This is a genomic window from Roseinatronobacter monicus (assembly GCF_006716865.1).
GTDB lineage: Bacteria > Pseudomonadota > Alphaproteobacteria > Rhodobacterales > Rhodobacteraceae > Roseinatronobacter > Roseinatronobacter monicus.
In genome coordinates this window covers 1,919,314-1,939,788 of record NZ_VFPT01000001.1, presented here as the reverse complement: position 1 = coordinate 1,939,788, position 20,475 = coordinate 1,919,314, and the positions used below count along the sequence as shown (strand labels likewise).

Annotated in this window: 23 protein-coding genes and 1 pseudogene; 18 read left to right on the top strand and 6 right to left on the bottom strand. The window is 58.3% G+C overall.

Annotation, left to right across the window (positions count from 1 at the left end; genetic code table 11):
- Positions 1-3: 3 nt before the first annotated feature.
- Positions 4-225 (top strand): hypothetical protein, encoded by a 222-nt coding sequence (locus tag BD293_RS09220; protein WP_142081072.1) that lies wholly within the window; start codon positions 4-6, stop codon positions 223-225.
- On the opposite strand, the pseudogene tnpC reads toward BD293_RS09220, so the two are convergent.
- Positions 212-1,579 (bottom strand): annotated as a pseudogene (gene tnpC / locus BD293_RS09215) (IS66 family transposase); the annotation flags it as partial. The gene BD293_RS09220 and the pseudogene tnpC sit on opposite strands and share 14 nt — an antisense overlap.
- Before the next feature lie 109 nt (positions 1,580-1,688).
- A protein-coding gene (locus BD293_RS09210; protein WP_142079576.1) for an IS630 family transposase occupies positions 1,689-2,752 on the bottom strand; the annotation gives its coding sequence in 2 pieces (ribosomal slippage) (positions 1,689-2,264 and positions 2,267-2,752; 1,062 coding nt in all).
- Between the two features lie 132 nt (positions 2,753-2,884).
- Between BD293_RS09210 and BD293_RS09205 the strand changes: the two genes are divergently transcribed.
- The 6 genes from BD293_RS09205 to BD293_RS09180 all read left to right on the top strand — a co-directional run bounded on the left by BD293_RS09205 (position 2,885) and on the right by BD293_RS09180 (position 8,856).
- Positions 2,885-3,972, top strand: a protein-coding gene (locus BD293_RS09205; protein ID WP_142081070.1) for an IS3 family transposase whose coding sequence is annotated in 2 segments (ribosomal slippage) — positions 2,885-3,104 and positions 3,104-3,972 — 1,089 coding nt in all. Because the reading frame shifts where the segments join, the coding sequence is not laid out codon by codon here.
- A gap of 122 nt (positions 3,973-4,094) precedes the next feature.
- A complete protein-coding gene (locus tag BD293_RS09200) occupies positions 4,095-4,442 on the top strand; it encodes a hypothetical protein (protein ID WP_142081068.1) in 348 nt (115 codons plus the stop codon).
- A gap of 73 nt (positions 4,443-4,515) precedes the next feature.
- Positions 4,516-5,532 carry an IS110 family RNA-guided transposase gene (locus BD293_RS09195; protein ID WP_142081066.1) on the top strand — a complete coding sequence of 339 codons (1,017 nt, stop codon included), beginning with the start codon at positions 4,516-4,518 and terminating at the stop codon, positions 5,530-5,532.
- 342 nt (positions 5,533-5,874) lie between these two features.
- Positions 5,875-6,807 (top strand): Mu transposase C-terminal domain-containing protein, encoded by a 933-nt coding sequence (locus tag BD293_RS09190; protein WP_142081065.1) that lies wholly within the window; start codon positions 5,875-5,877, stop codon positions 6,805-6,807.
- The gene (locus tag BD293_RS09185) at positions 6,804-7,766 is read left to right on the top strand and encodes an AAA family ATPase (protein ID WP_142081063.1); all 963 of its coding nucleotides are present in this window, start codon (positions 6,804-6,806) and stop codon (positions 7,764-7,766) included. Before BD293_RS09190 ends, BD293_RS09185 begins: the two co-directional genes overlap by 4 nt.
- 616 nt (positions 7,767-8,382) lie before the next feature.
- Positions 8,383-8,856 carry a hypothetical protein gene (locus BD293_RS09180; RefSeq protein WP_142081061.1) on the top strand — a complete coding sequence of 158 codons (474 nt, stop codon included), beginning with the start codon at positions 8,383-8,385 and terminating at the stop codon, positions 8,854-8,856.
- 55 nt (positions 8,857-8,911) lie between these two features.
- Here the strand turns inward: BD293_RS09180 and ilvC are convergent, their stop codons facing one another.
- Complete coding sequence (gene ilvC, locus BD293_RS09175) at positions 8,912-9,934, bottom strand: ketol-acid reductoisomerase (protein WP_142081059.1); 1,023 nt, start codon at positions 9,932-9,934, stop codon at positions 8,912-8,914.
- A 132-nt stretch (positions 9,935-10,066) separates the two neighbouring features.
- Here ilvC and BD293_RS09170 point away from each other — a divergent pair, with 132 nt between their 5' ends.
- The 4 genes from BD293_RS09170 (at position 10,067) to BD293_RS09155 (ending at position 12,513) form a co-directional block, all read left to right on the top strand.
- Entirely contained in the window at positions 10,067-10,525 is a 459-nt protein-coding gene (locus BD293_RS09170) for an Lrp/AsnC family transcriptional regulator (RefSeq protein ID WP_142081057.1), read from the top strand.
- 85 nt (positions 10,526-10,610) lie between these two features.
- A complete protein-coding gene (locus BD293_RS09165; RefSeq protein ID WP_142081055.1) occupies positions 10,611-11,066 on the top strand; it encodes an Lrp/AsnC family transcriptional regulator in 456 nt (151 codons plus the stop codon).
- Between the two features lie 53 nt (positions 11,067-11,119).
- Entirely contained in the window at positions 11,120-11,458 is a 339-nt protein-coding gene (locus BD293_RS09160) for a DUF952 domain-containing protein (protein WP_142081053.1), read from the top strand.
- On the top strand, positions 11,455-12,513 hold the full coding sequence (locus tag BD293_RS09155) for a quinone-dependent dihydroorotate dehydrogenase (RefSeq protein ID WP_142081051.1): 1,059 nt from the start codon (positions 11,455-11,457) through the stop codon (positions 12,511-12,513). Before BD293_RS09160 ends, BD293_RS09155 begins: the two co-directional genes overlap by 4 nt.
- A gap of 4 nt (positions 12,514-12,517) precedes the next feature.
- Here the strand turns inward: BD293_RS09155 and BD293_RS09150 are convergent, their stop codons facing one another.
- From BD293_RS09150 to BD293_RS09140, 3 genes are read right to left on the bottom strand one after another with little or no spacing between them, the layout of a single operon-like run.
- The gene (locus BD293_RS09150; RefSeq protein ID WP_142081048.1) at positions 12,518-13,840 is read right to left on the bottom strand and encodes an MATE family efflux transporter; all 1,323 of its coding nucleotides are present in this window, start codon (positions 13,838-13,840) and stop codon (positions 12,518-12,520) included.
- The gene (locus BD293_RS09145; RefSeq protein WP_142081046.1) at positions 13,833-14,336 is read right to left on the bottom strand and encodes a PaaI family thioesterase; all 504 of its coding nucleotides are present in this window, start codon (positions 14,334-14,336) and stop codon (positions 13,833-13,835) included. The genes BD293_RS09150 and BD293_RS09145 overlap by 8 nt, the downstream gene beginning before the upstream one ends.
- Entirely contained in the window at positions 14,333-14,758 is a 426-nt protein-coding gene (locus tag BD293_RS09140; protein ID WP_142081044.1) for a PaaI family thioesterase, read from the bottom strand. The genes BD293_RS09145 and BD293_RS09140 overlap by 4 nt, the downstream gene beginning before the upstream one ends.
- A 133-nt stretch (positions 14,759-14,891) precedes the next feature.
- Between BD293_RS09140 and BD293_RS09135 the strand changes: the two genes are divergently transcribed.
- The 7 genes from BD293_RS09135 (at position 14,892) to BD293_RS09105 (ending at position 20,474) form a co-directional block, all read left to right on the top strand.
- A complete protein-coding gene (locus BD293_RS09135) occupies positions 14,892-15,269 on the top strand; it encodes a MerR family transcriptional regulator (protein WP_142081042.1) in 378 nt (125 codons plus the stop codon).
- A gap of 120 nt (positions 15,270-15,389) precedes the next feature.
- On the top strand, positions 15,390-15,788 hold the full coding sequence (locus tag BD293_RS09130; protein WP_142081040.1) for a MerR family transcriptional regulator: 399 nt from the start codon (positions 15,390-15,392) through the stop codon (positions 15,786-15,788).
- A gap of 21 nt (positions 15,789-15,809) precedes the next feature.
- The gene (locus BD293_RS09125; protein WP_142081038.1) at positions 15,810-17,585 is read left to right on the top strand and encodes an acyl-CoA dehydrogenase C-terminal domain-containing protein; all 1,776 of its coding nucleotides are present in this window, start codon (positions 15,810-15,812) and stop codon (positions 17,583-17,585) included.
- A gap of 63 nt (positions 17,586-17,648) precedes the next feature.
- Entirely contained in the window at positions 17,649-17,861 is a 213-nt protein-coding gene (locus BD293_RS09120; RefSeq protein WP_142081036.1) for a hypothetical protein, read from the top strand.
- 268 nt (positions 17,862-18,129) lie between these two features.
- Positions 18,130-18,759: a glutathione S-transferase family protein gene (locus BD293_RS09115; protein ID WP_142081033.1), complete on the top strand. Its 630-nt coding sequence runs from the start codon at positions 18,130-18,132 to the stop codon at positions 18,757-18,759.
- Between the two features lie 12 nt (positions 18,760-18,771).
- Positions 18,772-19,983, top strand: coding sequence for an acetyl-CoA C-acetyltransferase (locus BD293_RS09110; protein WP_142081031.1), 1,212 nt, complete (start codon positions 18,772-18,774; stop codon positions 19,981-19,983).
- Positions 19,983-20,474: a cupin domain-containing protein gene (locus tag BD293_RS09105; protein WP_142081029.1), complete on the top strand. Its 492-nt coding sequence runs from the start codon at positions 19,983-19,985 to the stop codon at positions 20,472-20,474. The genes BD293_RS09110 and BD293_RS09105 overlap by 1 nt, the downstream gene beginning before the upstream one ends.
- Position 20,475: the final 1 nt, after the last annotated feature.

Below are 20,475 nucleotides of genomic sequence, written 5' to 3'. Positions count from 1 at the left end.
CAGATGACCGAAGCGATCAAAACAAACCAGTTCGACTTGGATACCTCCGCGTCCGAAGCAGTTGAAGACGTGCAAGAACCCAATCGATTATACGTGATCAGCCAGTTGATCGAGGAATTGCGCCACACGCATGTGATGACCCGGCGGGATCATGACTTCCAAAAACAGCTTCGCCGCCTTTTCAAGGGTATACATCCGGCGAGAACCGCGGTTACGCGGCCTTGACCCTGGCCTGTTTTGCCGCCTTCCAGTTCCACGGCAGCAATTCTGGCAGGCGTGACGCTGGCAGCTCGGAGATGCGGGCGATGACATCTGCAAGCCAAGCTTGTGGATCGATATCATTCAATTTTGCTGTTCCAATCAAGGTATACATGAACGCTGCGCGCTGGCCACCACGCTCTGATCCGGCGAATAACCATGCCTTTCTGCCCAGTGCGACACCGCGCAGGGACCTTTCTGCGGCATTGTTTGTCAGGCAAGCGTGGCCGTCTTCCAGAAAGAGCTTGAAGGCAGGCCAATGCCCTGGCGACAGCAGGTAATTGATCGCCTTTGCCACCTTTGCGTGTTTGGAAAGGAGTGCGCGTTCACCCAGCAACCACCGCTCCAGATCTTCGACCAAGGGGACTGATAATTGTCGTCGGACTTCGAGACGTGCTTCGGGGGAATGCCCTTTAATCGTGCGCTCAATGTCAAACAGCGCATCGATCCGACGAACTGCCTCAAAGGCGATTGGCGAAATTTCCTTGGGTGACTTTCCTTTGCGGATATTGCTTTCAATATCGGCGAGTTCAAAGAATTTGCGCCGCGCGTGGGACCAGCATAGCGCAGAGGTGACAGGCCCGGGCTGGCGCTTGAGGTCATAAAGCTGGTTATACCCGGCATAGGCGTCAGCCTGAAGAATGCCGTGCCACCCTGCCAGATGCGCCGTTGGATGTTCGCCACTACGATCACGCGAGAAGTAGAACACCACTGCCGGTGGCGCATTGCCGCTCCAAGGTCGATCATCGCGCACATATGTCCAGAGCCGTGCTGTTTTCGTGCCACCACGAGCCAGGAGCGGCACGGTCGTATCGTCTCCATGCAGCCGAAGGGCTGCGCGCACATGTGCCTCGATCAATGCATGGAGGGGCTTGAGCAACTCAGCGACAGCCCCCACTTGATCAGCCAGCGTTGACAGGCTGAGATCAACACCCTCGCGCGCATAGCGCTCGGACTGACGGTTCAGGGGCTGGTGCTGGCCGTATTTCTCATAAATGATCATTGCCAGCAGGCTGGGCCCTGCCCATCCGCGAGGGATAGGGTGGAACGGTGCGGGTGGCTGGCTGATCTTTTCGCAATTCCGGCAGGTGAACTTCTCACGTACGGTCTGGATTACCTTCCACTGCCGCGGCACAACCTCGAGTGTCTCGGTGATATCTTCGCCCATCTTCACGATGCGGTCCGAGCCACAGCAGGTGCAGCTGGTAGGTGCATCCACCACCACGCGTTCGCGTGGCAGATGCTCCGGAAATGGTTTCTTCACCGGCTTACGCCGCTCGAAGGAGCTGACTTTCGTGGTCTTTCTGGCTTCCAGCTCCGCGCGCATAGAGGTGGTCGCGGAAATTCGGACCAGTTGCTAAGCTCTGGCAACTGAAGAAGGACGAACAATCGATACGGCGAAACAGAAGCGTTATACCAATCAGCATTGATCAGAACTCTTGAGCCCAGTCGCGGGTTCCAATGGAGGTGATTGTGTCGGGCATGCTGACCAATTTGTTCCAAGCCTTGCAGCAATGATCTACGATGTCTTCATAGGTTTCGAAGATGAGGTTTGATAGCCAGTTGTCTCGCATGAATTGCCAGATGTTTTCGACTGGATTGAGTTCTGGGCATTTTGCGGGGATCGGGATGATGGTGATGTTGTCCGGAATGACCAGCTTGTCAGTCATGTGCCATGCGGCTTGATCCACGAGCACAGCCCCATGTGCTTTGGGTGCGACAGTTTGGGAGATTTCAGCAAGATGCAGGGCCATCGCTTCGGTATTGCACGCTGGCAGCACAAGACCTGCAGCTTTCCCGAGGGCTGGGCAAATCGCTCCAAAGATGTAGCTTGAACTCGTGCGCTGATCATGTGGGGCGGAAGGTCGCGTACCGCGCTTCGCCCATCGGCGCGTGATCTTGTTTTTCTGGCCGACACGCGCTTCATCTTGGAACCAGACTTCGATCACAGTGCCTTGCAGGAGCCGTGCGCGGAGCTTTGCTACTGCGGCTGCAAACCCTTTTTTTTAAAGTCCTCCAGTGCGGCTGTATCTTGCGCGTGATGGCGCGGGCGTGCTGTGAGTTTGACATAACCAAGCGCCCTGAGTTCCCGGCTTATCGACGTCTCGTGAAGTGAAATCCCAAATGTGTCTGCAATCCATTTCCTCAGATCACTCAGGCGCCAGCGGACGACCCCATGGACCGATAAGGTCGGACCGCTCTCAACAATTGCAGCAAGCGCCCTGCGCTGCTCATCGTTAAGCTTAGACTGCTGACCAGGAGCTTTGCCGTTGATCAAGCCGTCAGGCCCGCGGGCATTAAACCGCTCCACCCAGTCACGGACAATTTGTAGGCCAACACCACCAATCCGAGCAGCATCGCTGCGCCGACCGCCATCATAGATCTCCGCCAGCGCCAAAAGCCTGCGGGCTTGGTTGGCATCCTTTGTCTTTCGCGCAAGTTCTCTCAACTTCATGCCGTCGTAGTCTGTCCGTAACGCGAGCGCTGCGCCCATAGAGAGGCCCTCCCCAGAAAATCTGACGCCATTGAGTCAGATCTTCATAGATTTGGGAATCCCAAAACCCTCAGAAGAGTCAGATTTCGCGAGACTTGGTATTACACGGCAGAATTCAAGGCGAAGGTTGCCTTGGAAGCGATCCGTGAAGAGTTGACGACGGCAGAGCTGTCGAAGAAATATGAAGTACATCCGACGATGATCAACGGCTGGAAACGCACGGCAATTGCCAAGATGGCGCAGTCGTTTGACGCCAAGCCGGTTGGTGAACCAGTGATTTCCGGCAAGGATGTAGAGAAGCTGCACGCCAAGATTGGCCAATTGGTAGTGGAACGGGATTTTTTGGCGGATGCCTCCAGGCTCATTCTCGGGACTGGAGGCAAAAAGCCGTGAAGAAAGATCATCCCAAACTGAGTGTCCGGCGGCAATGCACACTGCTGTCGCTCGCCCGATCGACGCTGTACTATCAGCCCTGCGGTGAAAGCGCGGAAAACCTGAAATTCATGAAGATCATCGACGAGCAATTCCTGAAAACGCCATGGTACGGCTCGCGGCAGATGGCGCGTCATATGCAAAGAGAGGGTCACAAATGCGGCCGCCATCGCGCAAGACGGCTGATGCGGCTCATGCGTTTGGTGCCGATCTATCAGGAACCCAAGACCAGTAAGAAAAACCCCGAACACAAGGTTTATCCATATCTTCTAAAAGATCTGCCCATCACGCGTCCCAACCAGGTGTGGTGTACGGACATTACCTATATCCGCATGCAGCGCGGGTTTTTGTATCTGGTCGCCATCATGGACTGGCACAGCCGCAAGGTGCTGAGCTGGCGGCTGTCCAATACTATGGATGCCGGGTTCTGCGTCGAGGCCTTGAAGGAGGCACTGGCCACCTATGGCCCGCCCGAAATTTTCAATTCGGACCAGGGCAGCCAGTTCACCAGCACCGATTTCACCGACGTTTTGAAAGACGCAAAGGTGAAGATTTCGATGGATGGGCGCGGCCGCTGGATCGACAACCGCATGATCGAACGACTGTGGCGGTCCTTGAAATACGAATGCGTCTTCTTGAACACCTTCGAAACTGGCCGGGAGGCGCGCCAGGGGATCGGCACCTGGATCGCTTATTACAATGAAGAACGCCCGCATTCATCCCACGGCCTGATGACCCCGGACGAAGTTTATGATAATCGCAAACCAAACATGAAACTTGCCGCGTGATAGGAAACCCATGCCAGAGCGCTGCGCGGCATAAAACTGGTCGAAAAACCAGGACCACCTCTACCGGACTTCAGCTTCCAGCCGTCAAGGTATCCCTTCTTGATCCAGAGAGCACACCCATTTTGAATGGGCTCGCGTTGCGTAACGGGGCGATCCAGCAGGTGATCCGGCTTCTCTCGCTCCGGTCCACCGGCAAGGGCACAGGCCGTATCTCCTACGCAAAACTCGGCATCGGCCAGTTGGGTGCGGTTTATGAAACCCTGATTTCGTTCACCGGTGTGGTCGCAAAGACCGACCTGATCGAACTCAAGCCCCGCAAGGGCCGGTCGAGTGATGCGGCCGAGGAGGAGGAGGCGCCCGAGCAGGACGAGGACGCGGAAGAGGAACTGGTCGATGCGGACGAGACCGAACAGGAGGATGCCTTCCGCCGGGACAAGGTGGACAAGCTGGCGCCCAGCTGGTTGAACTGATGCGGTGGATGCCCCCACCCGCCGGCATCGTATACCATGACGGTTCTATATTCGCTTAGTGGAGGGCACATCGATGACATCAAAGATCAGTATTTTGGCGATCGACTTGGCAAAAGGCAGCTTTCAAGTCTGTGCTGTTGGGCCAGATGGGGTGGTTGTATTCAACCGCGCTATGTCGCGAGCACGGTTGGCGGCGCTACTTGCTGAGCAACCAGCGTGCATTGTAGCGATGGAGGCCTGCGCGACGTCGCACCATTGGGGCCGGTTTGCGCAAAGTCACGGTCATGAGGTTCGGCTCGTGCCAGCTGCTTACGTGAAGCCGTTTGTTAAACGCCAGAAAAATGACCGTGCGGACGCTGAGGCCATTGCGGAGGCTGCCATGCGCCCGACCATGCGGTTCGTGGCAGTAAAGAGCGCTGCAACCCAAGGCCGTGCTGTAGCGTTCCGAACGCATCAATGTATGGTTCGACAGCGGACGCAGCTTATCAACGCTCTTCGCGGTCATTTGGCTGAATTTGGGTTGGTAGCACCCAAAGGACCAGCAAGCCTCAAACTGCTTGAGAATGCGCTTGCTGATGAGAGCACAGACCTACCTGAAGCAGTTCGACACATGGGATCGATCTATGTCGAGCAGATCGCTCGACTCACCAAAGTCATTGACCGGCTTGCAAGTGAGTTGGAAACCTCATCAAAGACAGATGTGCAACTGCGCAGGCTTTGCACCATTCCAGGGATTGGTCCTGTCACCGCAGGTGCTGTCGCGGCATTCGCGCCTGATCTTGATACGTTTGACAGTGGCCGCAATTTCGCCGCTTGGCTGGGCTTGGTGCCCCGACAAAGGTCAACAGGCGGAAAGGCCAGACTGGGATCGGTCAGCAAGATGGGGCAAACCGATATCCGTCGATTGCTTATCGTTGGCGCCATGAGCGTGATCCGCTGGGTGGTTCGCAAAGGCGGCAGCTCGAACCGCTGGCTGGCCGCACTTGTGGCGCGCAAGCCGAAGATGGTTGCCGCGGTTGCATTGGCGAACAAGATGGCGCGGATGATCTGGGCAATTTCGACCAAGCAGGAGAATTATCGAATGGCGTGACCTGATCCCGAGAAAGGAGAAAGGCACGACATGGCCGCAAGGCCAGGGTGAGCGATCGACGAGGAGTACGCGATACGGACTTCGAAGTTCAAGGCAGGGAAATTCAGACCCGGGGCTCGAGCGCTTGCAGCTCTCTGAACCGATGTGAACCCAGCCTTCCGAACAGCATACCGGCCCGTGGCGTCATAGAAGGCCACACTCAGAGGCCTGACACACGTCCGATCGAAGGCCCCGCTGAAAATCGAAGATATCGCTTGCCAAACAGGGGGCATCCACACACGTCATGGTATACGATGCCGGCGGGTGGGGGCATCCACCGCATCAGTTCAGTTGGGTGCTGGTATGACAATCATTACGTCGCGGAGCTCCCGCGCGACGGACAAACCGCATATTGAAACACTTTTTGGAACCACGCAGTGGGATGCTGTGAATTTTCTGCCGGGCTATACTGGAAGCAGGCCTGGTGAACTAAAGGACTATGATCCCAAGGGATCGGCCAAGATCACCAGCGACGAATTGTACGGGACACTCACCCGATATCTGGTTGATGAGTATTCGCACAAACCACACCGCGGGACCGGGATGTTTGAGGCAACGCCTTGGGAAAAGTTGCAAGACATCGTGAAGACCTATCGGGGGATTGATGCACCCACGCAGCGGCAACGTTGCCTGCATCTCGGGGTTAAATCATATGCGACAACCACATCCGAGGGTGTGAAGGCCTTCAACATTCCCTTCAACTCGACTGCGTTACAAGCATTTGCAGGTGGAACCGCGCGGAAGGTGACAATCCACCTCGACCCGGATGATCTGAGACATGCCTATGTGACCGCGGAGGGCCATGGCGATACGATCCGGGTGGACCTGTCCATGACTGCTTTTGCTGATCTTACTCTCGAGGAGGCGATCCGTTTGATGGAAGAAGCGGCCGTACGTAACCCGAAATCGCAGGAACTGCACGACGCACATCTGAAAGAAGTCCGTGCGCGTCGCGCCCGGGAGTCCGGGTTCCTCCCCGATACGCGTAATCCGTCAAATTACCTGACGACCACTCAATTGAGGCGCCGCGCAGATCAACTCTCGCAGGTCTCTATCCGCCCGCAGGGGGTAGCCAGGCTGACCGCCCGGCCGGGTCATGTCACGGACAGGGCTGGCACTACACCAACATATATCGTTGGTGCGCAGAAAGCCTCACCTTCTTCTTCCTCGACGAACGCTCCGAAACCCAGGCCCGGCGGAAAGACCTTCGCGCCGATCAAGGACAGTAAATTATGAAACCCCTTTTCAACCCCCAAATCGTTGAGACGGCCGCACAGAACACAGGCCGCCATTTCCCGCTCCAGAGGGGCGAAAAGCTTCGTACCACGTTCAGTGAGGTGTTCAGTCGGCATATCGGTCACCTGAAGAGCGGCGAGTGGTTCGAGGCGGAAGTCCTTCTGGTTACCGGTCTGAGCGAGTCCGGGAAAACCCGTGAAACAAACGAGGTTCTGAAGCTGCTCCATGCGGAACAGGTTCCGCTTCCGAATGGTGGCCCCGCGCGCATAGCCCAGTGCGACCTGAACCGAGCCGGCGGATGGGAGGATCTTGGTCGACGAACGCTGAAGGCGATGGGATATCATCTGTCCGACAGCGCGCGGCTGACCCAGGCCGAGATCTGGTCACGGGTCGCATATCAGGCGCAACAACAAGGCATCATCGGGATCCATTTTGATGAGGCCCAACACATTTTCGCGGGGAAGTCCGATAATGACCGGGAAATGATCCTCGACAACTTCAAGTCTCTCATAAAAACAAGGGGGTGGCCCCTGATGTTGATCATGTCTGGTGTGCCTGAACTCGCCGAACATGTTCGCTCTCTTGACCAGACACAGAACAAGGTGACCCATGTTCATTTTGACGCGATCGACCTGACCGAAGATCTGGATGTGATCCATGAGATCGTGGGGAGCTATGCCCTCGAAAACGGCCTTGAACTCGAGCAGCGCCTCTTGACGGAGGACTTTTATCGTCGCCTCGCCGCCGTGTCAGCGATGCGGTGGGGGACACTTATCAAGATGACAATCGCGTCGATCGGGAATGCGCGGGTTTCAGGTTCGTCCGTTTTATCTTTGGAACACTTTGCGGACTTCTGGTCCAGAAAAGCAAACGTGAACGCCCTCGCGACACCCTTCACACATGATGGATACGAGACCATGTTCCGGCCGGACAAGCCGTTCCAAGCGTTCATCTCGTAACATCGCAGGGAATAAGTCCCTGGCAAAGAACCGCGCTTCGGCGCGGTTTTTTCGTTTTCCGCGTCGGGTTGCCTTGCCCATACCGATCTTGGGAAAGCTGCGCAGACTTATGGTGTGGTGCGCAGGCTTATGCTTTTCTGATGCCAGGAGAGCCTGTAAGGCATTGTATTTATGTTATTTTTATTCGATTCGAATCGATGGTTACTGATTTTGCGCACTGTTATGGTTTGTCAGGGTATTAGGTTGTAATGCCGCATTGCACGGGAATGAAACCCAATAGATCACGCGCCGTCATCACCGGAAAATTGTCGGGGTTCGCAGCTCACAACAGCGGTGGGCGGGTGGTGGCCAAAGCGTGCATACGCACCGCTGTGGATTGACTTAAATCCTGCGCCTATATGCCGTTCAGACCGATGCGCGAACTTGCCCCATCTCGCACACTGGCACCGCCCCACGCGCAAAAACCCGATTTTCGGTCCCCGCCCCGGAACGCAGGCGCCCATGTTGGTCGAGTATCCAAATTTCTGAACTGCACGCCACATAAACACCACATTTATACCCCGTTTGTACGGGATGCACTTTTGAGAAATTATGCATTGATCCCGGTCTACCATTTATGTCGCATATATTAACGCTCAAGCAGCTGAATGCCCTTGCGCGTTGCGACAGTGGCGCGGTCACTGTGGATTGGCTCGTGCTGACGGCGGCGACGGTCGGGCTGTGCATCATGGCAGCCGGTGCGGTCTTGAACGGATCTGTTTCGTTGGCCGAAGCAATCAGAATCAGCCTGGCGGGGGGCAAAGTTTCGGCCTACACGCTCCAACGGTTGAGCGAGGCGGCGGCGGCCCAATGGGCTGCCACCTTTGCTGACATGACTGACGCACAGCTTCTGGGACAGGTTCCCTTGCGCCATGACCAGTTCATGTCACATCTTGAAGCGCAGCAATGGTCACAGGCCTTGCAGCGGGTCGATTACATGCATCTGATCCACGTCGAACTGGCCACGCGCAATATCTCGCCGCCAAGCGACATTCCCTCCGCAGAGGCGATGTTCCAGATGTATACCGACGCGCGGAGCGGCACCCTATGAAAAAGGCCCTCTCCCCCAATAGGGGAAAGGGCCCGTGTTTGCGCTGTTAACTGCGTCAGTTGCGGTCTTTGTCGACCATTTTCGACGCGCCAATCCACGGCATCATCGCGCGCAGCTTCGCGCCGACCTGTTCGATTTGATGCTCATCATTGATGCGGCGTGTCGCCTTGAAGAAGGGCTGGCCAACGGCGTTTTCCGCCATGAAGTCGCGCACGAATTTGCCCTGCTGAATGTCGGTCAGAACTGCCTTCATCCGCGCCTTGGTTTCGTCATAGGGCAAAATGCGCGGGCCGCTGACATATTCGCCATATTCCGCCGTGTTCGAGATCGAGTAATTCATGTTGGCGATGCCGCCTTCATAGATCAGGTCAACAATCAGTTTCACTTCATGCAGGCACTCGAAATAGGCCATTTCCGGCTCATAACCCGCCTCGACCAGCGTCTCGAAGCCCATGCGGATCAATTCGACCAGACCGCCACACAGCACCGCTTGTTCCCCGAACAGGTCAGTTTCACATTCCTGACGGAAGTTTGTCTCGATGATGCCGGAGCGCCCGCCGCCGATGGCGGAACAATAGGACAGGCCGATTTCCATCGCCTTGCCGGTTGCATCCTGATGCACAGCCACAAGACAGGGCACGCCGCCGCCTTTGGTGTATTCGCCGCGCACTGTGTGGCCGGGGCCTTTGGGCGCCATCATGATGACATCGACACCGGGTTTCGGCTCGATCAGGCCGAAATGCACGTTCAACCCGTGGGCAAAGGCAATCGCCGCGCCGTCGCGCAGGTTGTCATGCACGTATTTCTTATAGGTTTCTGCCTGCAATTCATCCGGCATGGTGAACATAATCACGTCACACCAAGCCGCCGCTTCGGCAATGCCCATGACCTTCAGGCCTTCGGCTTCACATTTCTTGGCGCTGGCTGAGCCTTCGCGCAGGGCAACGACGACGTTCTTTGCACCTGAATCGCGCAGGTTTAGCGCATGTGCATGGCCTTGGCTGCCATAGCCCAGAATTGCCACTTTCTTGTCTTTGATCAGGTTCACATCGCAATCGCGATCATAATAGACGCGCATCTGCCGTCCCTCCTTGGTTATGAATCATGCAGCGCAGTATACGGAGAATTGGCTTTATTTCGTTTCATTCCTCGCGTATTCATTCGGTAAAACCGAAAAACTATGCGTTAAAACAACAAAAATAAAGAAATCATGCAGATAGATGACAGCGACCGCCGCCTCTTGCGCCAGTTGATGGCCGCGCCCGATGCAAGCACGGCCATGCTGGCAGACCGCGCGGGCCTGACCGAGGCCACGTGCTGGCGTCGACTGGAACGCCTGCGCAGCCGCGGTATCCTGCGCGGGCAGCGGGCTGTCATTGACTGGCGCGCGCTTGGCTGGCAGGTCGAGGTCAGCTTGCGCATCACATTGGACAAAACCAACCCGCGCGCTTTCGATGAATTCATCGCCGCGGCCCGCGCAGTTCCGGAAGTGCTGGAAATCCAGACCTTTCTGGGGCGCGTCGATGTGCGCCTCAATGTGATCGCGCGCGACATGATCCATTATCAACAGGTTTACCGCGACCGCATCCTGCCCTTGCCCCATATCGCCGATCTGGAAGCGTTGATGCATCTCTCCGATATCAAATCAGACGCAAGCCTGCCGATATGATCATTTTCTTGCTTCAAATACCCATCTTCGTGTCCACGCGCGCAGCGGCTGACACGCTGAAACTCGCACAAGCCACAGGTGCGCGATGATCAATCTTGACGACACCGACCGCGCCCTGTTGCGCGCATTGGCGCAGGACTCCACGCAAAGTGCGGGCGCGCTGGGGCGCCATCTGGGGCTTAGCCAGCCTGCAACATGGCGCCGACTGAAGCGCCTGCGAGAGGAGGGGGCCATTGCGCGCACTCGGCTGGACCTCGATCTGCCAGCACTTGGCTTCGGGGTGACGGTGTTTCTGGGCATCAGCCTTGCTGCCAAGGGGCGCGTCAGTCTGGCCGATTTTGAACGCGCAGTCTCTGCCATCCCCGAGGTGCAGACAGTGCAGCATGTGCTGGGCCTCTATGATTACCGCCTGCGCGTTGTCGCCCGTGATCTGTCGGATTTCGAGCGCGTCTTGCGCCGTCGCATCATGACCCTGCCGGGGGTAGGGGCGGTGGATGCCAATGTGCTGCTCAGCGAAGAACGGCTGCCGGGTCCGTTGTGAGTGCCCGATGAGAGAGATTGACCTCTGCGCCCGCATTGGGCAAGAGACATGTCATGTTGATCTATAAAATCTTTCGCCGCCCCGAATGGAATGAACTGGTCGCCAGCGGCCAGACGCTGGGCGCGCCTGTCGATCTGGCGGATGGGTATATCCATTTCTCGACCTCGCAACAGGTCATGGAAACCGCCGCCAAACATTTCGCGGGCGAAAGCGATCTGGTGCTTGTCGCCTGTCAGTCTGACGTGCTGGGATCGGTGCTCAAATGGGAACCGTCGCGCGGGGGCGCGCTGTTCCCGCATCTGTACCGCCCGTTGCGGCATTCCGATATTGCTTGGGACACGTCCCTGCCGCTGGGCGTCACTGGTCACATTTTCCCCGAGGGTCTGGTATGAGTCTGATCGAGAGAACCGCGCTGGCGATGCTGCGCCGCCTTGACCCTGAAACGGCGCATGGTCTGGCGCTCAGGGCGCTGCAAAGCGGCCTTGCCCCGCTGCCACAGCCGGTACAGTCGCAGCGTCTGCACTGCCGCCTTGCCGGACTTGATCTGCCCAACCCTGTCGGGCTGGCGGCGGGGTTTGACAAGAATGCGCAGGCCTTGTCCGGGCTGGTCCGCGCGGGCTTCGGCTTTGTCGAGGTGGGGGGCGTCACACCGCGCCCCCAGACCGGCAACCCGCGCCCACGCCTGTTTCGTCTGGCCGAGGATCGCGCCGTTATCAACCGCTTCGGGTTCAACAATGAAGGGGCTGGTCCCATCGCGCAGCGTCTGGCTGCGCGCCCGAAGGGCATGGTCTTGGGGCTGAACCTTGGGGCCAACAAGGACAGTGCCGACCGCGCAGATGATTTTGCGCAAGTGCTGCGCAGTTGCGGCGCATTTCTGGATTTTGCCACGGTCAATGTCTCGTCTCCCAATACCGAAGCACTGCGCGACTTGCAGGGGGCAGCTGCGCTGGCCGCATTGCTGCGCGGCGTCATGCAGGCCCGCGCGGAACTGCCCAAGGCGATCCCGATCTTTCTGAAAATCGCCCCTGATCTGGATGATGGCGAAATCAGAGAAATCGCACAAGTCGCCCAAAGTGCGGGCGTAGATGCAATCATTGCGACAAACACCACGCTCGCGCGCGATGGGCTGAAAAGCGCACATGCACCCGAGAAGGGCGGCCTGTCGGGTGCCCCCTTGTTTGCGCACTCCACGCGCGTTCTGGCGCGACTGTCGCATGCGACGCAGGGCACCATGCCACTGATCGGCGTGGGCGGCATTGGGTCGGCCGAGCAGGCCTATGCGAAAATCTGCGCCGGCGCCTCTGCGGTGCAGCTTTACTCTGCGCTGGTCTATGAGGGGCTTTCGCTGGTCGGGCGCATCAATCGCGGCTTGCTGGACCTGTTGGACCGCGACGGCCACGCAACGCTTGCCGACGCGATTGGGACCGACCGCGAAAAATGGCTGTAAGCGTTCAGCCTTGAACTTCCACGCGCCGCTCCAACCTTGGGTACAAGGCCCCCAGAAACACCCCGCGCAAGACATTCAGCAAGATCAGCGCCATCCACAGCGCGTGATTGCCAAAGATCGGCACCGATAGCCAGATGACCAGCCCGTAAATGGCCACGGCCAGAATCACAGTATTGCGCATCTCGCGTGTGCCGGTTGCGCCGATGAAAATGCCGTCCAGCATATACGCGGCCAAACCGACCACAGACAGCACCACGACATAGGGCAGATAGGCGCGCGCGGCGGCCCGCACATCGGTATCGGTTGCCATCAGGTCAATCACCCACGGCCCGAAGCCCCAGAACCCCAGCGCCATAACAACCGCCGCCCCGAACGCCCAGATCGAGGCGCGGATACTGGCGCGCCGCATCAGCCCCACCGACCGTGCGCCCACCGCTTGCCCCACCAGAGCTTCGGCGGCAAAGGCGAATCCGTCCAGCGCGTAAGCGGTCAGCATCAGGAATTGCCACAAGATCTGATTGGCCGCCAGTTCCACATCGCCAAACCCGGCAGATGTGAACAAAAACCCCGTCATCGCACCTTGCAGCGCAATCGTGCGCAGCATGATGTCTGAATTGACCGACCACATGCGTTTCAGGCGCACACGGTCAAACACCCGTGGCCAGTCGCGCCATTGCGCACCCGAAAAGGCGGCGCGGCAAAGCCACAAGCCCAGTGCCAGCCCGGTCACTTCTGCAATCAGGGTCGCCACAGCTACCCCCTGCACGCCCCAGCCAAGCCCCAGCACGAACCACAAGTCCAGCGCAATGTTCAGCCCGTTCATCCACAGTTGCAGCACCAGCACACCGCGCGTGCGTTCGGTCGCAATCAGCCAGCCATTCACGGCATAGAGCGCGATTGTGGCAGGCGCGCCCCAGATACGGATGCGCAGATAGTCGCGCGCCAGCCCTTCCACCTCGGCGCTGGCAGGGGCAATGCGAAAGGCGGCGTGCGTAATCAGCACTTGCCCCAGCACCATGACAGCCCCCGCTGCCAGCCCGATCATGATCCCGCGTGTCAGGATTGCGCCGCTTTCCGCCAGATCGCCTGCGCCGGTGGCCTGCGCCACCAGCCCGGTCGTGCCCATGCGCAGAAAGCCGAAAATCCAATAGATCGAGGCCAGAATGATCGCCCCCAACCCCACCGCACCAATCGGGGCCGCAGCCCCCATCTGGCCCACAACGCCGGTATCCACAGCGCCAAGGATCGGCACTGTCAGATTGGCCAGCACAATGGGAACGGCTATTTTCAGTATGCGCCGGTCGGTCAGCGGTTGCGGCTTAGCCATCTATGCGTTGTGGCATCAGGAAATGCCCGGTCGCCTGCGCGAACAAGCGCGCGCGGTTGTCCTGCCACGCCTCGACATGCACGGACGCATAGCGCCGCCCCGACCGGTTCACACGCGCGCGCGCATAGGCATCGCGCGGCAGGCCAGTGCGCAGGTAATCCACCGTGAAATCAATCGTTTTGGGCAGGCGCGGCAGGTTCTCCGCCATGCTCTCGGGCGACAGGCGACCCGATTCCAGCTCGTCCCACAGCATCGCCCAGCTCAACTCGATGATTGCGCCCACTTCCAGAAACGAGGCGATAACCCCGCCATGTATCGCAGGCAGAACAGGGTTGCCGATCAGCTTTTCGTCAAAGGGCAGAACGGCGGTCAGCTCGTCACCATGGCGTTCAAACTTTATGCCCAGAAAGCCGGCATAGGGCACAGCATCAACCAGAGTGGTCAGCGCTGTATCACGGCGGTGCTTGACCTGCTGGACAGGTTCAGGGCGCTTCATGAACTGCCCTCCTTGCGATCAAAGGTAAACGCGCCAGAGGCGGTGGCCACAGGGTTCTCGCTATCTTCGTCATACGCCGTCGCCCGTACAAAGGCCACGCGGCGGGTGACGTGGTAGCACTCGGCACGCGCGGTAATCCGCTGCCCCGGTGTTGCTGCGCGCATATAGTCGATACGCAGGTCAATCGTGGCCGTGGTCAGCGCACCGGGATAGGACATAACCGCCGCCCCGCCGCAGGTGTCCATCAAGGCCGAAACCGCGCCGCCATGTATCACGCCAGTTGCCGGGTCACCAATAAAGCGCGCGTCCCAAGGCATTGAAATCTGGGCATGACCTGCGCCAATCTGGTCAAGTTGCATGCCAAGCGCACGCGCAAAGGGAAGGGCATTGATAAAATCGCTCGTCGGGTTGGATGTGGTCATATTGGGGCCATCTGCTTGCCTGATGGGGCCTTTCTGCGCCCGAACGCGCCCCCATTGCAAGAGCGTCTGACAAAATTGCATCTTTCAGGCAGGCCGCGTAGCATAAGAGTCTCCGCGAAGAGGGTGAGGTAAGATGAGTGACACGCGATTGACCTTTAAAGAAATGTGCGCGCAGTTTGACGTGACGCCCCGCACCTTACGCTATTACGAATATATCGAATTGCTCAGCCCCGAAAAGGAAGGGCGCAACCGCTTCTACACGCCCCGCGAAGTGGCCCGTATGACATTAATCATGCGGGGCAGGCGGTTTGGCTTCAGTCTGGAGGAAATCCGCCAATGGCTGGAAATCTACCAAAAGGAAGGCACTGCACCGCAGTTGCGCACCTGGCTCGACATGGCAGACCGGCAGTTGGTTGCCTTGCGCACACAGGCCAAAGAGTTAGAGCAAACCATCACGGATCTGGAAAAACTGCGCGCCGAAGCCGCCGCATTGCTGCCACCTGACAGCTGAACGTGGCGTCACGCCAAGCCGTGACGCAGCGTTTAACTTTACGTTCACGTCAACTTGGGTACTCTCTGGGTCATGTCCTCGTGGCCTGCCCCAAGGCGCGACTGTGTTCGGAGGTGTGAAATGGTGTTGGAATTCAAAACAATCCGCCAGATGTGTGCAGATTTCGGTGTAACGCCCCGAACCCTGCGCTTTTACGAGGCGAAAGAATTGCTGTTTCCCCGCCGTGACGGTCAACACCGGTTGTTTGGTCGGCGGGATCAGGCGCGCCTGAAGCTTATTCTGCGCGGCAAGCGCTTTGGCTTCAGCCTCGAAGAAATCCGCCAATTGTTGAATATGTATGAACGCGATGACAGCGAACTCAGACAGTTGCGCAAAACCTATGACATCGCCTGCCAGCGTCTGGCCGATATGGAACGTCAGCGCAACGAGCTGGACGAGGCGATAACCGATCTCAAACAGGAACTGGCCTGGGGTGAGGCCGTACTGCGCCACGCAGACAGCCCCAAAGCCGCTGAATAAGCTGAATAACCGGAGTTTCCCATGCCAAGCTACACCGCCCCCACAAAAGACCTTCAATTCGTGCTGCATGATCTGTTGCAGATCAGCACATCCGATGTTCCCGGCTATTCCGATCTCGAATCCGACTTCACAACCGCCATTCTCGACGAGGCGGCAAAGCTTGGGCAGGACGTCATGGCCCCGCTGAACGCAAGCGGCGATGTCGAAGGGTGCAGGCTGGAAAACGGTGTCGTCTACACCCCCAAAGGGTTCAAACAGGCGTTCGACCAGATCAGAGAAGGCGGCTGGAACGGGCTGGATCTGCCCGAAGAATTCGGCGGCCAGAACCTGCCCTATGTCATGGGCTCGGCTGTGGGCGAGATTTTCGTCTCTGCCAATATGGCGCTGAACATGTATCAGGGCCTGACACATGGCGCGATATCAGCCATTCTCGCGCATGGCTCGGAGGCGCAAAAGGCGACATATCTGCCCAAGATGGTGGCGATGGACTGGACCGGCACCATGAACCTGACAGAACCGCATTGCGGCACCGATCTGGGGTTGATGCGCACCAAGGCCGAACCGCAGGCGGATGGCAGCTACAAGGTCACGGGCCAGAAGATATTTATCTCGGCAGGCGATCACGACATGGCCGAAAATGTCATCCATCTGGTGCTGGCCAAGGCACCCGGCGGGGGCGAAGGGACCAAGGGCATTTCGCTGTTTATCGTGCCCAAATTTATGGTGTCGGAAGATGGCAGCCTTGGCGCGCGCAACGGCGTGTCCGTCGGCAGTATCGAGGAAAAGATGGGCATCCATGCCAATGCCACCTGCGTCATGAATTACGACGGCGCAACCGGCTATCTGATCGGTGATTTGCACAAGGGCATGCGCGCCATGTTCACCATGATGAACGAGGCCCGCATCGGCGTTGGCCTTCAGGGGTATGCGCAAGCCGTGGTCGCCTATGAAAACGCCCGCATCTATGCGCAGGACCGCCTGCAAGGGCGCGATGTGACAGGGGCGAAAAACCCCGATGGCCCAGCGGACCCCCTGATCGTGCACCCGGATATCCGGCGTATGCTGATGGACCAGAAAAGCTTTGTCGAGGGCGCGCGCGCCTTCACTCTCTGGGGGGCAAGCCTGATTGACCGCGCCCACCGCATGCAGGACAAAGATGCAGACGGCCTGATTTCGCTGCTGACCCCGGTGATCAAGGGTTTCCTGACCGACAAGGGCTTTGACATGTGTGTCCAGGCGCAACAGGTTTACGGCGGGCATGGCTATATCGAGGAATGGGGCATGTCCCAATTCGCCCGCGATGCGCGCATCGCTATGATCTATGAAGGCGCAAATGGCATTCAGGCGCTGGATCTGGTGGGCCGCAAACTGGCACAGGATGGCGGCAAGCATGTGATGGCATTCTTCGAGATGGTCAAAACCTTCATCAAGGAAAACGAAGGGGATGCGCGCCTCGAAGGCTTCCTTGTGCCACTCAAATCCGCGTCAAAGGATTTGCAGGCGGCGGGCATGTATTTCATGCAGCATGGTATGAAATCCCCAAATGACGCGCTCTCAGGTTCGAGTGATTTCATGCATCTCTTCGGGCATGTCTGCCTAGGGCTGGTCTGGGCAAGGATGGCGAAAGCGGCCTATGCGGCGCTTGATGGCGGCGCAAGTGATCGTGACTTCTATGAAGCCAAGATTGCGACGGGTCGCTACTACATGGCACGCCAACTGCCCGCCACAGCGCTGCATCTTGCCCGCATCCAAACCGGGGCTGAAACCGTCATGGCTCTGGACGCCGCGCAGTTCTGAGTGGACAGTGGCGCGCAGGACACGCGCGCCACTGCGCCCAAGATCTGTGAGAGGGAATAGATCATGCCAAAGCGGTTTCGACTGACACGCCGCGTCAATATCGCAATGACCGAAGACGGCTATCGGCGGTTGCGTCGCTTCGCACAAGATGCCGGGCTGGACGAGGGCGAGGCACTCTCGTTCCTGTTCGAAAACTTCGATTCCATCACCGATGAAGAAAAACTGGGTCATCGCCTCAGAGTGTTCAACTCGGATCTGGAGGATCGGAAGAAATAAAAAGGCGCCTCCGGCGGGAGCATTTGGGCAAGAAAATGAATGGAACAGCGTAACCCCGCCTGACTGACGGCCCAGAGTAGAAACAAAAAGGGTCCGGGCGGCCGACAGGCGGGGCATTTCCTTGCACGGTCATCGGCTCTCCAGCCTGTACCGCACATTAACCTTAACGCGCGGCGGTTAAAGAAAAGTGAAGGATGCGGGCATTTTCTTGCCAAAAATACTCAAACACCCGATCCGACACCGGGTGTAACGCCAGAAGGGAAGAGCGATGAAACTGCACTGTTTCGGAGAGAGCGGAAATGCCTATAAGGCGGCCCTGACCCTCAGACTGTCCGGTCTGGAGTGGCAGCCCGTCTGGGTCGATTTCTTCGGCGGTGCCACGCGCAGCCCCGAATTTCGCGCCTTGAACCCCATGGGTGAAGTGCCGGTCCTTGAAGATGAGGGCATTATTGTAACCCAATCTGCGGTCATTCAGCGTCACGTCGCCGCGCGCGCCGGGCAATTTCTGGGCGCGGATGACGCCGAGAGCCGCGAGGTGCTGCGCTGGCAATTCTGGGACACACATAAACTGTCGGGTCTTGCCGGATCGACACGGTTTTTGATGAATTTCCTGCCCGAAGACAAGCGCCCGCAAGCGGTGATTGCCTTTCAGCAGGCGCGACTTGAGGCAAGCTGCAAAGTGCTGGAGCAGCACCTTGGCGCGCGTGACTGGATCGTGGGCACCACCCCGAGCCTCGCGGATTTTGCCTGCTGTGGCTATCTGTTCTACCCCGAGCCGTTTGGTTTCTCGCGCACCGAATGGCCTGCAATCGACCGTTGGCTGACCCGCATCGCGGATTTGCCCGGCTGGAAACACCCCTATGATTTGATGCCCGGTTCGCCTGCGGACCGCACCTGAGGAGGAGCAACAATGCAAGACGCTTATATTTTTGATGCCATACGTACACCGCGCGGCAAGGGCCGCGCCGATGGCAGCCTACACGAGGTGACATCTGTGCGCCTGTCAGCCCTGATGCTGAACGCGCTGAAATCGCGCAATGATCTTGATACGCGCGCCATTGAAGATGTGATCTGGGGCAACGTCACCCAAGTGGGCGAACAGGGTGGCTGCCTTGCGCGCACAGCAATCATGGCGTCGGATTTCGATGAACAGGTGCCGGGGCTTGCGATTAACCGCTTTTGCGCCTCGGGTATGGAGGCGGTGAATATCGCCGCCAATCAGGTGCGCGGCGGCGCGGGCACCGCCTATGTGGCAGGCGGGGTCGAGATGATGAGCCGTGTTGCCATGGGCTCGGACGGGGCAGCGGTGGCGGTTGATCCCGCCGTCGCAATGGAGCGCTATTTCGTCCCGCAAGGGATTGCCGCCGACATTATCGCCACCGAGTACGGCCTCACCCGCGAGATGGCCGATGCACTGGCCGTTGAGAGCCAGCGCCGCGCTGCCCTTGCATGGGATGAGGGGCGGTTTGCAAACTCTGTTGTGCCTGTCACCGATGTCAACGGGCTGACAATTCTGGACCGCGACGAATACCCGCGCCGCGGCACCGACATGCAGAGCCTTGGCGCCTTGAAGCCTGCCTTCAAGGATATGGGCGAAGTGATGCCAGGTTTCGACAAGGTTGCGCTGATGAAATACCCGCATCTTGAGAAGATCAGTCATATTCACCATGCGGGCAATTCGTCGGGCATTGTCGATGGTGCCGCTGGTGTGCTGATCGGCAGCAAGGAATTTGGCGAGAAACACGGGCTCAAACCCAGAGCGCGCATTCGGGCAACCGCCAAGATCGGGACAGACCCGACGATAATGCTGACGGGTCCGGTTCCTGTGACAGAGAAGATCCTGCGCGACGCAGGCATGCAGATCTCTGACATTGATCTGTTCGAGGTGAACGAGGCATTTGCCGCAGTCGTATTGCGCTTCATGCAGGCGTTTAATGTCAGCGAAGACCGCGTCAATGTGAATGGCGGCGCGATTGCCATGGGCCATCCGCTGGGGGCCACAGGGGCCATGATCATCGGCACGCTGCTGGATGAATTGGAACGTACCGGCAAGAGCACCGGGCTGGCGACACTCTGTGTGGCGTCGGGCATGGGGGCGGCGACCCTGATTGAGAGGGTGTAATGCCGAAACTTGATCTGTCCAAGGCCCCGGTCAAAACCGGCTCGGTCTACCCTGAACCCTATGCCAGCCAGATGGTGGGGCGTTCCTCGCAAAGACTGGGTGAGCAGGCGGGGCTGACGCAATTCGGTGTCAATATCATCACGCTGGAGCCGGGCGCTGTTGCCTCGCTGCGCCACTGGCATTTGCGCGAAGACGAGTTCGCTATGGTGCTGGAAGGGGCGCTGACGCTGGTCGAGGACGATGGCGAGGCGGAAATGCAGCCCGGCGATTGCGCGGCGTGGAAAGCAGGGGTTGCGAACGGGCACCGGTTTGTGAACCGATCCGAGGCCCTTGCGCGGTTTCTGGTCGTGGGCACCAAGGTCGAGGAAGATGTCTGCACCTATGTCGATGTGGACATGAAGGTCCATATTTCGGGCGCGCAAAATACATTCACTTATCACGATGGCAGCGACTGGGCCGGACCCCGCGATCTGCCGAGCGGAGGGAACTGAG